General features: G+C 36.9%; 14 protein-coding genes. 12 read left to right on the forward strand and 2 right to left on the reverse strand.

Translation table 11 applies throughout. From position 1 onward, the window contains the following. Positions 1-121 precede the first annotated feature (121 nt). Genes ruvA through yajC form a run of 6 tightly spaced genes read left to right on the forward strand, consistent with a single transcriptional unit; the run spans position 122 to position 4,461 of the window. The gene (gene ruvA / locus LRP83_RS08230) at positions 122-736 is read left to right on the forward strand and encodes a Holliday junction branch migration protein RuvA (RefSeq protein WP_230496218.1); all 615 of its coding nucleotides are present in this window, start codon (positions 122-124) and stop codon (positions 734-736) included. Positions 737-745: 9 nt separating this feature from the next. Then, positions 746-1,747, forward strand: a complete 1,002-nt coding sequence (gene ruvB / locus LRP83_RS08235) for a Holliday junction branch migration DNA helicase RuvB (protein ID WP_230496219.1) — start codon at positions 746-748, stop codon at positions 1,745-1,747. Then, a complete protein-coding gene (locus LRP83_RS08240; protein WP_230496220.1) occupies positions 1,744-1,950 on the forward strand; it encodes a DUF2905 domain-containing protein in 207 nt (68 codons plus the stop codon). Before ruvB ends, LRP83_RS08240 begins: the two co-directional genes overlap by 4 nt. A gap of 22 nt (positions 1,951-1,972) precedes the next feature. Beyond that, the gene (gene queA, locus LRP83_RS08245) at positions 1,973-3,001 is read left to right on the forward strand and encodes a tRNA preQ1(34) S-adenosylmethionine ribosyltransferase-isomerase QueA (RefSeq protein WP_230496221.1); all 1,029 of its coding nucleotides are present in this window, start codon (positions 1,973-1,975) and stop codon (positions 2,999-3,001) included. Positions 3,002-3,028: 27 nt separating this feature from the next. Beyond that, positions 3,029-4,168, forward strand: coding sequence for a tRNA guanosine(34) transglycosylase Tgt (tgt, locus tag LRP83_RS08250; protein ID WP_230496222.1), 1,140 nt, complete (start codon positions 3,029-3,031; stop codon positions 4,166-4,168). A 29-nt stretch (positions 4,169-4,197) separates the two neighbouring features. Next, positions 4,198-4,461: a preprotein translocase subunit YajC gene (gene yajC / locus LRP83_RS08255; RefSeq protein ID WP_230496223.1), complete on the forward strand. Its 264-nt coding sequence runs from the start codon at positions 4,198-4,200 to the stop codon at positions 4,459-4,461. Between the two features lie 52 nt (positions 4,462-4,513). Here the strand turns inward: yajC and LRP83_RS08260 are convergent, their stop codons facing one another. After that, positions 4,514-4,903 (reverse strand): TIGR04086 family membrane protein, encoded by a 390-nt coding sequence (locus LRP83_RS08260; protein WP_230496224.1) that lies wholly within the window; start codon positions 4,901-4,903, stop codon positions 4,514-4,516. Positions 4,904-5,045: 142 nt separating this feature from the next. Here LRP83_RS08260 and LRP83_RS08265 point away from each other — a divergent pair, with 142 nt between their 5' ends. After that, the gene (locus tag LRP83_RS08265) at positions 5,046-5,696 is read left to right on the forward strand and encodes a DUF421 domain-containing protein (RefSeq protein WP_230496225.1); all 651 of its coding nucleotides are present in this window, start codon (positions 5,046-5,048) and stop codon (positions 5,694-5,696) included. A 37-nt stretch (positions 5,697-5,733) separates the two neighbouring features. Here the strand turns inward: LRP83_RS08265 and spoVB are convergent, their stop codons facing one another. Further along, positions 5,734-7,293: a stage V sporulation protein B gene (gene spoVB / locus LRP83_RS08270; RefSeq protein WP_230496226.1), complete on the reverse strand. Its 1,560-nt coding sequence runs from the start codon at positions 7,291-7,293 to the stop codon at positions 5,734-5,736. Between the two features lie 127 nt (positions 7,294-7,420). On the opposite strand from spoVB, the gene LRP83_RS08275 reads away from it, so the two are divergent. The 5 genes from LRP83_RS08275 (at position 7,421) to LRP83_RS08295 (ending at position 14,308) form a co-directional block, all read left to right on the forward strand. Continuing rightward, complete coding sequence (locus LRP83_RS08275) at positions 7,421-7,717, forward strand: post-transcriptional regulator (RefSeq protein WP_230496227.1); 297 nt, start codon at positions 7,421-7,423, stop codon at positions 7,715-7,717. Positions 7,718-7,854: 137 nt separating this feature from the next. Continuing rightward, positions 7,855-10,119 (forward strand): protein translocase subunit SecDF, encoded by a 2,265-nt coding sequence (gene secDF / locus LRP83_RS08280; protein WP_230496228.1) that lies wholly within the window; start codon positions 7,855-7,857, stop codon positions 10,117-10,119. 110 nt (positions 10,120-10,229) lie between these two features. Further along, positions 10,230-11,126, forward strand: a complete 897-nt coding sequence (locus LRP83_RS08285; protein ID WP_230496229.1) for a cation diffusion facilitator family transporter — start codon at positions 10,230-10,232, stop codon at positions 11,124-11,126. Positions 11,127-11,441: 315 nt separating this feature from the next. Continuing rightward, complete coding sequence (recJ, locus tag LRP83_RS08290; RefSeq protein ID WP_230496230.1) at positions 11,442-13,805, forward strand: single-stranded-DNA-specific exonuclease RecJ; 2,364 nt, start codon at positions 11,442-11,444, stop codon at positions 13,803-13,805. Continuing rightward, positions 13,796-14,308 carry an adenine phosphoribosyltransferase gene (locus tag LRP83_RS08295; protein ID WP_230496231.1) on the forward strand — a complete coding sequence of 171 codons (513 nt, stop codon included), beginning with the start codon at positions 13,796-13,798 and terminating at the stop codon, positions 14,306-14,308. Before recJ ends, LRP83_RS08295 begins: the two co-directional genes overlap by 10 nt. Positions 14,309-14,396: the final 88 nt, after the last annotated feature.

Consider the following 14,396-nt stretch of genomic DNA (forward strand, 5'->3'; position numbering starts at 1 on the left):
TATTATACAGAAAGTTCTAAAGAAAATGCAACTTTATTCTTATTATGTCTAAAAAAACACATTGTGGTACAATAGAATATTGAAAGTACCCTCGCAAGATAAAATAAAGGGGAGAAATAAATTGTTTGATTTTATAAATGGAAAAATGAACTTTGTGAGTCCCGAATATGTAGTCCTAGAAAATAACGGAATAGGCTATTTAATTCATACACCAAACCCGTTTATTTATTCCGAAAAGCTTGGGAAAGAAACACTTATTTATACTTACTATTACGTACGTGAAGACGTTATCGCACTCTATGGTTTTTCAAGTAGGGAGGAAAAGGCGTTATTTACGAACCTTTTAAATGTTTCAGGTATTGGTCCTAAAGGGGCACTAGCCATTCTTGCTTCTGGGCAGCCAGAACAGGTCGTTCAAGCAATTGAAAACGAAGATGAGAGTTTCCTAATTAAATTTCCTGGCGTTGGTAAAAAAACAGCAAGGCAAATGATTCTTGATTTAAAAGGAAAACTGCATAAGCTTGTTCCAGATTTGTTTCCTAATTTATTTTCACAGGATCAAATTTTACATACTAGTCAAAGTGACACAACTGATGAATTAGAAGAAGCCATTTTAGCTTTAAAAGCCTTAGGATATGCAGAAAAGGAAATAAAAAAAGTGGTACCGGAGCTTAAAAAGCAAGAACTTTCAACTGACCAGTATATACGATTAGCATTACAAAAGCTGTTAAAATAGGGTGATGATATGGATGAACGAATCATTTCAACTGAAGCTGACATTCAGGATGTAACCTTTGAACAAAGCTTAAGGCCACAAAATTTAAATCAATATATCGGGCAAAATAAAGTAAAGGAAAATCTCAAAGTGTTTATCGAGGCTGCAAAAATGCGTCAAGAAACGCTTGATCATGTCCTTTTATATGGACCACCTGGATTAGGTAAAACAACGTTGGCTACGATAATAGCAAATGAAATGGGAGTCAATATTCGTACCACTGCAGGACCTGCAATTGAAAGGCCAGGGGATTTAGCTGCTATTCTTACTTCTTTAGAACCTGGTGACGTTTTATTTGTTGATGAAATTCATCGATTGCCTAGAACGATAGAAGAAGTTTTATATCCGGCTATGGAAGACTTTTGTATTGATATTGTCATCGGGAAAGGTCCAACAGCACGTTCAGTAAGACTTGATTTACCCCCATTCACCTTAGTTGGTGCGACTACAAGAGCAGGATCGATTTCGGCTCCATTAAGAGACAGGTTTGGCGTATTAGCCAGACTAGAATATTATAGTGAAGAACAGTTAACAGATATTGTCATTCGTACAGCTGATATTCTTGAAACAAAGATTGATCCGCATGCTGCGAACGAGATTGCCAGAAGATCTCGAGGGACTCCTCGAATAGCGAATCGTCTATTACGTCGAGTCAGAGATTTTGCCCAGGTTCGGTCCAATGGAGACATTGAACTGAAACTAGCAACATACGCCCTTGAACTTCTACAAATTGACCGTTTAGGATTGGATCATATTGACCATAAATTGCTTAAGGGTATAATTGAAAGATTTAGAGGCGGTCCTGTTGGTTTAGAAACCATTGCAGCTTCCATTGGTGAAGAGTCCCAAACGATTGAAGATGTATACGAGCCTTATTTATTACAGATTGGTTATTTACAAAGAACTCCTCGTGGTCGAGTGGTAACGGAGGCCGTGTATCGTCACTTTCATATGGAGGTACCAACTGAATGACTGGATTGGCAAAAATAATAATGGTTTTAGGCGCCATCATCTTTATTATAGGTTTTCTTATGCAGTTTATTAATATCGGAAAGCTCCCAGGTGATATTGTTATTAAAAAAGGAAATACGACCTTTTATTTTCCAGTCGTTACATCAATACTAATAAGTGTGATCTTATCAGCAATTTTTTATTTTATCGGCAAATTTCGTTAAACAAAAAGTAGTAGGTGAAGAAATGAAAGTAGAATTATTTGATTTTGAATTACCAGAAAGTCAAATTGCCCAAGTACCTTTAGAAGATCGAACCGCAAGTAGGTTAATGGTTTTAAATAAAGATACTGGTGATATTGAACATACAACCTTTGGGCATGTAAAAAACTTCCTTCAAAAAGGAGATTGTCTTGTCCTAAATGATACAAGGGTGCTTCCAGCGAGGCTTTTTGGAATCAAACAAGACACAGGAGCAAAGGTAGAAGTTCTTTTGTTAAAGCAAATAGAAGGAGATTGTTGGGAAACACTCGTAAAACCAGCAAAACGTCTAAAAGTAGGAACTACACTACAATTTGGTGATGGGTTATTAACTGCGACCTGTATCGGCACTTCAGAACATGGGGGAAGAACTTTAGAATTTCATTATGAAGGTATCTTTTATGAAGTTCTAGATTCTTTAGGCGAAATGCCATTACCACCATACATAAAGGAACAACTTGATGACCGTGAACGGTACCAGACTGTTTTTGCAAAGGAACGAGGCTCTGCTGCTGCTCCAACTGCAGGTTTGCATTTTACGGAAAAGTTATTGGATGAAATTCGTGGTATGGGTGTTCACGTTGCTTTTATTACGTTGCATGTCGGCTTAGGAACCTTTAGACCTGTCAGTGTCGATGATATTAATGAACATGAAATGCATGCGGAATATTACCAAATGACCGAAGGCACAGCACGTCTATTGAACGAGGTTCGTGAAAAAGGTGGCAGAATTATAACAGTAGGAACCACTTCAACGAGAACGCTAGAAACGATAGCTAGAGATCATGATGGCCGTTTTCAAGAAGCAAGCGGATGGACAGATATTTTTATTTACCCAGGACATGAATGGAAAGCTATTGATGGAATGATTACTAATTTTCATTTGCCTAAATCGACCTTAATTATGCTTATTAGCGCTTTAGCAGGTCGAGAAAATGTATTAAATGCCTATAACACAGCAGTCCAACAAGGCTATCGGTTTTTCAGCTTTGGAGATGCAATGCTCATTATATAAAAACAGCTTAGAAAGGAGTTTTCAATCTTGACAGCAGTAACCTATGAACTAATTAAAACATGTAAGCAAACAGGTGCAAGGTTAGGACGAGTTCATACACCCCATGGTTCATTCGATACACCAGCTTTCATGCCAGTCGGAACTCTTGCGACAGTAAAAACCATGTCTCCTGAAGACTTGAAGGAAATGGGATCAGGAATTATTTTAAGCAACACGTACCATCTATGGCTTAGACCCGGACATGAAATTATTAGAGAAGCAGGTGGTCTCCATAAATTCATGAACTGGGATCGCGCTATATTAACTGATTCAGGTGGTTTTCAAGTATTTAGTTTAAGTCAATTTAGACAAATAGAAGAAGAAGGCGTTCACTTTCGAAATCACTTAAATGGAGATAAATTATTTTTATCCCCTGAAAAAGCTATGGAAATTCAAAATGCCCTAGGCTCTGATATTATGATGGCCTTTGATGAATGTCCACCATACCCAGCTACGTTTGAATATATGAAGAAAAGTGTAGAACGGACCTCAAGGTGGGCTGAAAGGTGTTTAAATGCCCATCAAAGACCTAAAGACCAAGGATTATTTGGAATTGTCCAAGGGGGTGAGTATGAGGAACTCCGTAAACAAAGTGCAAGAGATTTAGTATCATTAGATTTCCCAGGCTATGCAGTAGGTGGATTATCAGTTGGTGAACCTAAAGATGTAATGAATCGAGCACTAGAATTCACTACACCATTATTACCGACAAACAAGCCTCGTTATTTAATGGGTGTTGGATCACCAGATTCATTAATCGACGGATCTATACGTGGAATTGATATGTTTGATTGTGTACTACCAAGTAGGATTGCGAGGAATGGAACTCTTATGACAAGCAATGGCCGCTTAGTAGTGAAGAATGCAAAATACGCAAATGATTTCCGTCCAATCGATGAAAATTGCGATTGTTATACGTGTAAAAATTATACTCGTGCGTATATTCGTCACCTTATCCGCTGTGATGAAACTTTTGGAATTAGACTTACTACTTATCATAACCTCTATTTTCTGTTAAAATTAATGGAACAAGTTAGACAAGCGATTCGTGAAGATCGTTTGGGTGACTTTAGAGAAGAGTTTTTTGAGCAGTACGGATTTAATCTACCGAATGCAAAGAACTTTTAATAATTCAAACTTGAAAGGAGGGGAAAAGAATGGAAGGAATGTTAGGAACAGTTGGACCATTAATACTAATGTTTGTGTTATTTTACTTTTTATTAATCCGTCCACAACAAAAACGTACAAAAGCAGTTCAACAAATGCAGAGTGGTTTGAAAAAGGGCGATCGCGTAGTAACAATCGGTGGCTTACACGGCTTTGTTGATGCAATTGACGAGGATACAGTTGTGATTAAATGTGGAGATGGAAGTCGTCTTACATACGATCGTAATGCTATCAGAGATGTTAAACCTGAATAATACAAAAAGGAAGCAGTCAAAAGTGACTGCTTCCTTTTTGTACTATTTAGGTTTAAGCTTTTCGCGAAGTTGTCATATTAACTCCCAAAATACCACCCATCATTGCTACCAGCATATAACAAGTATGATAAATAACTTGTTCAACTGTAAATAAACTATCGTGTCCTAAATATCCAAATAAGAAAACAATCAATGAATACAATAAACCTGTTCCACCGCCTAATAGCCAACCCTTTGCTTTGCCCTTTCCACCTGAAACGAACCCACCTACAAATAAGGAAACAAAGGAAACAGCTGTCACAATGAACTGCAACGAAGCTTCGGCTGTTGAAGTAAAACGTAGAATTAATGAAAAAATCAAACTACTAATAACCGCAACCAAAAAGATAACTACAACTCCGTACAAAATCGAAATACCCATATTTTTAGATTCGATTGTCATTCTCTCCCTTCTATACACAAGCCTATATCTGATTTCAAAGCTTGTTTCTTAGTACGAGCATATTCACAAATAATCAAATTTAGAATAGAAATAAGTATTTTGCGAACAATATAGTTGAATGTTTTCGAAGGGAGAAACTCTCATGGTAGAATATTTCGTACTCATTTTTCGCACAATTATACTTTATATACTTGTTCTATTAATTTTTAGAGCCATGGGAAAAAGAGAAATCGGAGAATTGAGTATTTTGGATTTAGTTGTATTCATTATGATTGGTGAATTAGCGGTAGTTGCAATTGAAGACCAAAGGGAACCAATCATGCATAGTGTATTTCCAATGTTATTACTAATGATGATTCAGATTACCTTTTCATTTATTTCATTAAAAAGTAAAAAGTTCCGTGATCTAATTGAGGGAAAACCGATTATTATTATTAATCGAGGGAAAATAGATGAAAAGGAAATGAGACGGCAACGTTATAATTTTGATGACTTATTGATGCAATTGCGAGAGAAGGATATTCGTAATATTGCTGATGTCGAGTTTGCGATTCTTGAACCATCAGGAAAGCTGTCAGTTTTTGAAAAAGAAAACAAAAAGTCAGGAGATATTACCATACCGTTAATAATGGATGGATCTGTTATGGAAATCAATTTATCTCGAATCAATAAGACCAAATTATGGCTGAAACAGGAGCTAAAGAAAAAGGGTTATACTAATATGAAACTTATTTCTTTTTGTAGTTATCATAATGGCACCTTTTATATTGACGAGAAAGATGAAGAAAAATAAACACGTCAAGGAAGGTGCTTGACGTGTTTTATTATGGTTATTTAAAGGCTAATTTAGAAAGAGTAGGTCCTATCCACGGAATCCGTTTTAACTCATCACGAGTAATAAGTCCTAAAAAGATTAGTAAGCCAACATAAGTTACTACAATTGAACCTGTTGTTGTTAATACGATGGAAAGCTTAGAGGTAGTAGATAGATGGTTAATGACCCAATACCCGACCCATGCAGAAGCGCCCATCACCAGGAATGTTTTTAAATAATCTCGAAAATATAAGGTGAAGGATATTTTTTTAAGAACAGTCGCAAAGTGTAGCATTGTAACTAAAACAAATCCGACAATAATCCCTAAGGCAACGCCTTTAATACCAAAGCTTGGTTGAGTGGCTAATAAAAAAATGACAGCTGTTTTAACTATATTGCCAATAAGACTATTAATCATTGCCGCTCTCGCTAAATTTAAAGCTTGTAGGGAGGCTTGCAAAGGTCCTTGATAAAAATAAAACAAGAAAAACGGTGCCATTAAACGTATGAAATAAGCTCCATTCGTTGAACCATACATCAATTCCATTAGTGGATCTGCAAGAATGTATAAAACAACAACGGCAAGTCCACCTGTAACAAATGCAAAACGTAGTGCTTGTTGGAGTCTGTATTCAATTAATTTGCCATCGTTTTTGGAATTAGCTTCACTTATTGCCGGAACAAGAGAAGTAGCGAGAGAATACGTTACAAATGACGGAAGCATTAACAAAGGCATTGCGTAACCTGTTAACGTTCCATATTGCTTTGTTGCCATGGTAGTAGCAACACCTGCGATGGCTAAGCTATGGGCAACCACTATGGGTTCAAAAAACCAGGCTATCGATCCAATCATTCGACTACCCAAGGTTGGTACAGCGACATCCATTAATTCTTTAAAGGTGCTTTTTCCAGCGTGAACTTGTTTAAAAAAATTCTTTCGAAGAGGGAAACGCTTTTTTAATTTAAAAGTAGTAACTAGATAGATTAATGAGATTAATTCTCCAGCAACTGACGCTAGCATGGCTCCTGCGGCTGCATACTCGATTCCGTATGGGAGAAAGGCTTTTGTCATGACAGCAATTAAAATGATTCTAACCACCTGCTCCAATACTTGGGAGTAGGCAGCGGGTTTCATATTCTGTCTTCCTTGGAAGTAGCCCCTTAATACGGATGATACCGCTATAATCGGAACAATGGGTGCAATCGCTACTAATGGATAGTAAATTCTATCATCAGTAAAAAGTGTTTGAGAAAGAACGGGTGCAAGTAAAATAAGCGCTGGTGTAAAAATAAGTGATAAAGCAATGGTTGTTGCTAATGAAACAACAAGAATGTTTTTTATTTTTTTGAAATCCCCTCTTGCTTCTGCTTCAGCAACATTTTTTGAGATTGCAACGGGAAGTCCGATTTGGGTAATCGTAACAACAAGAATTAGGGTCGGGAAGGCCATCATAAATAATCCGACACCTTCTTCACCTATAAACCTTGCTATAACAATCCGATTAATAAACCCAAGTATTCTTGTAACAAAACCTGCTAATAATAAAATAATCGTCCCTTTTAAAAACTTTGACATGTGACTCACTGCCTTCTCAAAATAGGTGATATCGTATACAATTAACTATATGCAAGTGGGTGGACAAAGCATGACAAGAAGCTTTTCTTTTTCGATATAAGAGCCTAAAGGGGAGGAGGTAATAATAATGAACAGTAACCATCTGTATGACCAATTTCGTGTTCAAGTTGAGCCAGCGATACGAAGTAAGTTAGAAGAATTAAGTGTTTTTGGTTATGGAATCCATAGTGAATCGCAATTATGGAGTTTTCTTACTAAGAAAAAATGGAAAAAACCAAAGGAAGAAGTTTATCTTTTTGAAATTGTCCAAGATATTCTAACGCTTAAGCCAGGAGAATTTATGAGTTTCCAAACTGTGGAGGCATTAAAATCATCCCAGTTCTCTCTGCCAAATGAAGAAGATTGGAAGGAATTATTGAAATAATTAGTTTATTTTCTTAAAAAAAATTATTATTCCTTATATTTGTGAAATTGACACATTATTCATTCTATACCATAATAAAAATATTGTTTTAGAAGTTTTTTGTAGAAGTTTGTTTGTTCATAGGAGGCAAGTACATAATGGTAAAACGGAGTAGAATCGTAGCGTTTCTCCTAGTTGTTGTATTATTTGGTAGTTTAATGGGGTACACAACGAAGGACATCCTAGGTAATATTAAGCTGGGCTTAGACCTGCAGGGCGGATTTGAAGTGCTTTATGAAGTGTCACCAGCTAAAAAAGGTCAAAAAATTGATAAAGAAGCCATGTTAGCCACTGCTCAAGCTCTGGATAATCGTGTCAATGTATTAGGTGTAAGTGAGCCGAATATCCAAATCGAGGGTGAAAATCGAATCCGTGTTCAGCTAGCTGGGGTAGAAGACCAAAATAAAGCACGTGAAATTCTTTCTACTGAGGCTAACTTAACATTCCGAGATGCAAACGATGTGTTAAAGATGGATGGAACCGATTTAGCAGAGGGTGGAGCAAAGCAAACTTTTGATGAAAACGGAAAACCAAGCGTATCGCTTAAATTAACAAGCGCTGAGAAGTTTCGTAAAGTTACGGAAGAAATTGTGGCTATGGCTCCAAATAATCAGCTTGCAATTTGGTTAGACTTTGAGGAAGGAAAAGACTCCTTTAAAACGGAAGTAGGCAAAGAGGGTTCTAAACTTATTTCTGCGCCAAATGTAAGTCAAGTTTTCAATCAAGATACGGTTTCGATTGTTGGAAACTTTACGATTGAAGAAGCAACTACGTTATCTTCTCTATTAAATGCAGGTGCATTACCAGTTAAACTGGATGAGGTTTATTCAACGTCTGTAGGTGCGAAGTTTGGGGAACAAGCAATGGACAAAACAGTTATGGCTGGTATTCTTGGTGTCCTTGCAGTATTCCTATTCATGATATTCTACTATCGCTTCCCAGGGTTCATTGCGACAATAACGTTAACAGTATTTATTTTTATTACTGTTTTGATTTTCGATTGGTTAAATGTAGTATTAACACTTCCGGGTATTGCCGCTCTTATCTTGGGGGTTGGTATGGCCGTAGATGCAAACATCATTACATATGAGAGAATTAGGGAAGAAATTAAGATTGGCCGATCTATTAAATCAGCCTATCATGCTGGAAACGAAAGTTCTTTAGCGACAATTACTGACGCAAACCTTACTACTCTTTTAGCTGGTGTTGTATTATTTTACTTTGGGACAAGCTCTGTAAAGGGATTTGCCACAAGCTTAATTATCGGTATCTTAGTAAGTTTCATTACAAATGTTTATTTATCGAGATGGTTACTTAAGCTTTGGGTAGATAGCGGTATCTTTAACAAAAGACCAGGCTGGTTCGGTGTTAATAAACGTGATATAAAAGATATTTCTGAAGGTTATGATACTCTTGACCTTCCTACAAGATTTGACCGATTTGATTTTGTTAAATCACGTAAGAAATATTTTGTTATTTCGGGAGTTTTATTCGGAATAGGGCTTATTTTATTACTTGTATTCCGATTGAACTTAGGAATTGATTTTACTAGCGGAACACGCGTGGAAATATTAGCGAAAGAGGCTCTAACAACAGAGCAAGTTAAATCAGACTTTGAAAAATTTGACCTCCAATCTGATGATATTGTGATTTCAGGGGAAGCCAAAAATATCGGGGTTGCCCGCTTTAAGGGAGTCTTCTCGAAGGCGGAAATTGCGGAATTAAAATCATACTTCAATAAGGAATATGGAGCAGAACCAAATATTAGCAGTGTTTCTCCGACAATAGGAAAAGAGTTGGCTAAAAATGCTCTCATTGCTCTCATTATTTCTTCAATTGGTATTATTTTATACGTAACGATTCGTTTTGAAATGGCTATGGCGGTTTCGGCAGTAATTGCCCTATTATATGCGACATTCTTTATTATTCCGATATTTAGTATTACGCGAATGGAAGTAGATTTAACATTCATCGCTGCCCTCTTAACGATTGTTGGTTATTCGATAAACGATACGATTGTTACGTTTGACCGTATGCGTGAAAACATGCAGAAGAAAAGAAAATTAAAAACAGAAGAAGATATTGCAAATGTCGTTAATTCTAGCTTACGCCAAACACTTGGGCGTTCAGTCAATACGGTATTAATGGTTACAATAACGGTAATCGCGTTGTTAATCTTTGGAAGTGAATCTATTCGAGGCTTTTCCATCGCTCTATTAGTTGGACTAGTTGCCGGGGTTTATTCCTCCATTTTCATTGCAGCTCAGCTATGGGTAGAATGGAAAAACCGAGAACTAAAGAGAAAAGGCGTTATTGTTACTTATAAAGAAAAGAAAGTATCTTCTGACGAACCACAAGTTTAATATTCTTTAGAGGCTAGCACATAATCGTGCTAGCTTTTTTAATTTTTTTAATGTCATCCTTCCAATTAGGTCAAACTAACAATATGTTGACTAAGAAAGGATGTCTATCTTTGGCAGAAAAGGATCGTTTTAAAAAGGCTGAATTTGCAGCCATAATGGGTATAGTTGGAAATGTGTTTTTAGCACTTGTTAAGTGGATTATTGGGACTTATGCAAATAGTAGAGCACTTATTGCCGATGCTGTGAATTCTGCCTCCGATGTTGCAGGGTCACTAGCTGTTTATTATGGGATAAAGGTATCAAAACGGCCACCTGATGAAGATCACCCTTATGGTCATGGGAAAGCTGAATTAATTGCGGCAATCGTCGTATCAGTTCTATTAATGCTAGTCGGCATTGAGATTGGAAAAGGTTCTATTGAAGCTTTTTTTCAGCCAGCCGCTCCACCAAAATTAATGGCAATATATGCTGTAATAATTGCTATTATTGTAAAGGAGGTCTTGTACCGTTATAACATCAAGTTAGGTAGGGCACTAAAGAGTGAGGCATTAATTGTAAATGCCCACGAGCATCGCTCTGATGTATATGCTTCTTTTGCAGTATTAATTGGTATTGGTGCGTCAGTCCTCGGTGGGAAAATGGATATCGATTGGCTTGTCTATGCGGACCCAATTGCTGGGTTGTTTGTGTCATTATTAATTATAAAAACGGCCTGGAAATTAGGTAAAGAGTCAATCCATAACACAATGGATCATGTGTTGCCTGATGAAGAAACAGAAGAATTTCGTCAGTTGATTGAAAAGGTATCGGGTGTGAAGAAAATTAATGAATTGCACGCTCGCGAACATGGACATTATGTCATTATCGATTTGAAAATAGCTGTTGACCCACACATCTCTGTAGAAGAAGGTCATCTAATAGGAAAAGCCGTAAAAAAGAAACTATTAGATGCAGCTCACGTTCAAAATGTTTTGGTGCATATCAATCCATACAATGAAATGGGCTAATGCCTTTTATTGTAAAGTAAGAAAGTATAACTTTTTTGGCTTTGAAAATTGTCCAGCTCCAGCGCCCAGCCTCTAGTGGACTTCACTCTCCGAGTAAAAATCGGCTTTTGGATTTTTACATGACCGGGGATAAGTCAACATCGAATCGCAAATAACGCGATTCGTGTTTCCTTTATCTCAGTCAGGAGAGCTCCAGTCCATACGAGGCTAAACGGGCGCTTCCGCTTTTCTGGTGTAGCAATCTATTTGCTACATTTTTTTCATTGAAACCCCAGAAAACAATCTGTATAATAGGAAAAGCTAAGGGGTGAACGTATGTTAAAAGCAAAAACAAGATGGAATGTTCGCAAACCAGACCAGGTATTGGTAGAAACCTTAACAAAAGAACTAAACATTACACCTCTAGTAGCTCAGCTACTTGTCAACCGCGGATTCGATACCGTTGAAGATGCACGGTATTTTTTATTTGGAACAGAAAAGTTCCATGACCCATATTTACTGAAAGACATGGATAAAGCGGTAAAACGAATAAAAGAGGCTATTGAAAATCAAGACCCGATACTAATTTTTGGTGACTATGATGCAGACGGCGTTAGCAGTACAACAGTCATGATGAAAACCCTGACTGATTTGGGGGCACATGTTGAGTTTTATATACCAAATCGGTTTACTGAAGGTTATGGTCCGAATGAGGCAGCTTTTCGTCATGCATATGAAAGTGGATATAAACTTATCATTACAGTAGATACAGGTATTTCAGCATTAAATGAAGCAAAGCTCGCAAAAGAACTTGGTCTCGACTTAATCATAACAGACCACCATGAACCAGGACCTGAATTGCCTGATTGTTTTGCCATTATTCATCCAAAGTTAGAGGATAGTCTTTATCCCTTTAAAGAATTAGCAGGTGTGGGTGTTGCTTTTAAACTTGCCCATGCGCTTTATGGTCAAGTTCCTGAACATCTATTGGAAATCGCTGTAATTGGAACTATTGCTGATTTAGTTCCATTAAAAGATGAAAATCGTTTCATTGCTAAAGCTGGTATCCAAAAATTAATGCGTACGAATAATATTGGGTTAAGAGCCTTGTTTAAAATATGTAGCATAGACTTGTCTTCAATAACTGAGGAAACCATAGGTTTTTCTATTGGGCCAAGAATTAATGCGGCCGGCAGGTTAGGGGACGCAGCACCTGCCGTTCAATTATTATTAACTGAAGATCCAGAGGAAGCAATGGAACTTGCTAATGAAATCGATGGTTTGAATCGCAAAAGACAGGCGATTGTGAATGAGATTACCGAAGAAGCAATCGAATTGGTAGAAGAGACCTTCTCTAGTGACCAAAAAGTAATTGTCATTGGTAAAGAAAATTGGAATGCTGGCGTTGTAGGAATCGTTGCTTCAAGGTTAGTAGACAAATATTATCGACCTACCATCGTATTAACCTATGACCATGAAAAAGGGACTGCTAAAGGATCGGCACGTAGTATAGATGGATTTGATTTATTTCAAAATCTTTCTATATGCCGTGATATCTTACCCCATTTTGGAGGTCATACTGCAGCAGCAGGTATGACATTGAATATCAATGATGTAGTAGAGCTGAGAAGACGTTTAAATGAGTTAGCTGCTGAACATCTTTCTGAAGATAAGCTTATACCTGTCACAAAACTTGACGGCGAATTTGAAATTCAAGAAATACAACTGGATGCAGTAAAAGAAATGTTGTTATTAGCCCCTTTTGGAATGGAAAATCCAAAGCCAAAGGTGCTTTTAAAGGATGCAGGCATTTCTAATTTCCGAAAAATTGGATCTGATCAAAATCACTTGAAAATCACTCTTGAAAAAAAGGGTTTTATACTGGATACAATTGGTTTTGGCTTAGGGCGTTTATATGATGAGGTTTCACCTACATCCTCTATTTCGGTTATCGGTGAGCTCTCTATAAATGAATGGAATAATATTCAAAAACCACAATTATTTTTACAGGATATGGCAGTGGAACATTGGCAGCTTTTTGATTGGCGTGGAAATAATCGAGCTGGCCAGTTGTTTAAAAACCTTAATCTCACAGATACTAAGTTTATCGTTTTTAATCAAGAGTACCAGGATACATTTTCTAAATGGCTTTCACAGGATTCAATAACTTATATTTCAAATGAAGAAGAGGCTAGAATACTCGACCTTCATGAGAAAAATGTCGTACTTCTTGATTTCCCACCATCAAAAGAGATTGTCAATGAATTGCTTTGTGGGAAAAAGCCTGGTAGAATCTATCCTCTTTTTTATAAAAAGGATAGTGCATTTTTTAATACTATGCCAACTCGTGAGCACTTTAAATGGTATTATGCATTTCTAGCAAAGAAGGCCCCATTTGATTTAAAACGATTTGGTGATGATTTAGCGAAACACCGTGGTTGGTCCAAAGAAACAATTGATTTTATGTCACAGGTGTTTTTTGAGTTAGATTTTGCTACAATAAACAATGGATTAATTTCCTTGGAAAAAATTGCACCTAAACGTGATTTAACCGAATCTAAAACCTATCAACAAAGGCAAGCACAATTTACTCTTGAAAAAGAATTGCTTTACTCGTCTTTTAATCAACTAAAAGACTGGTTCGATACAATTTTTCAAGAGTCTGTGGAAAATAGGGAGGCAAAAGAAGAATGGATTTAAAACAATTTATCACAATCGTCGAAGACTGGCCAAAACCTGGAATCAAGTTTAAAGATATTACCACACTAATGGACAATGGACCTGCATACAAATATGCAACCGATCAAATTGTTGAATACGCAAGTAAAAGGCAAATTGACCTTGTGGTCGGTCCTGAAGCACGTGGATTCATTATTGGTTGTCCAGTTGCCTATTCATTAGGAGTAGGTTTTGCACCTGTTCGTAAAGAAGGGAAATTGCCACGTGAAACCATTAAGGTGCAATACGGCTTAGAATATGGCAAAGACGTCTTAACTATTCATAAGGATGCGATTAAGCCAGGTCAACGCGTTTTAATTACAGATGATTTATTAGCAACTGGTGGAACGATTGATGCCACAATCAAGTTAGTTGAAGGTCTTGGTGGAGTGGTAGCTGGTATTGCCTTCTTAATCGAATTATCGTACCTAGATGGACGCAATAAATTAGACGGTTATGATATCTTAACTTTAATGAAATATTAATGATTTATGAGGGTGCTTCTTGTGGAGTACTCTCTTTTTATATTTTTATTCGATGTTTTTCGACAAAAAACCAGATTTTAAGTAAAAA

It is taken from the genome of Pseudoneobacillus rhizosphaerae, assembly GCF_917563885.1.
Classification (GTDB): Bacteria; Bacillota; Bacilli; order Bacillales; family Cytobacillaceae; genus Pseudoneobacillus; species Pseudoneobacillus rhizosphaerae.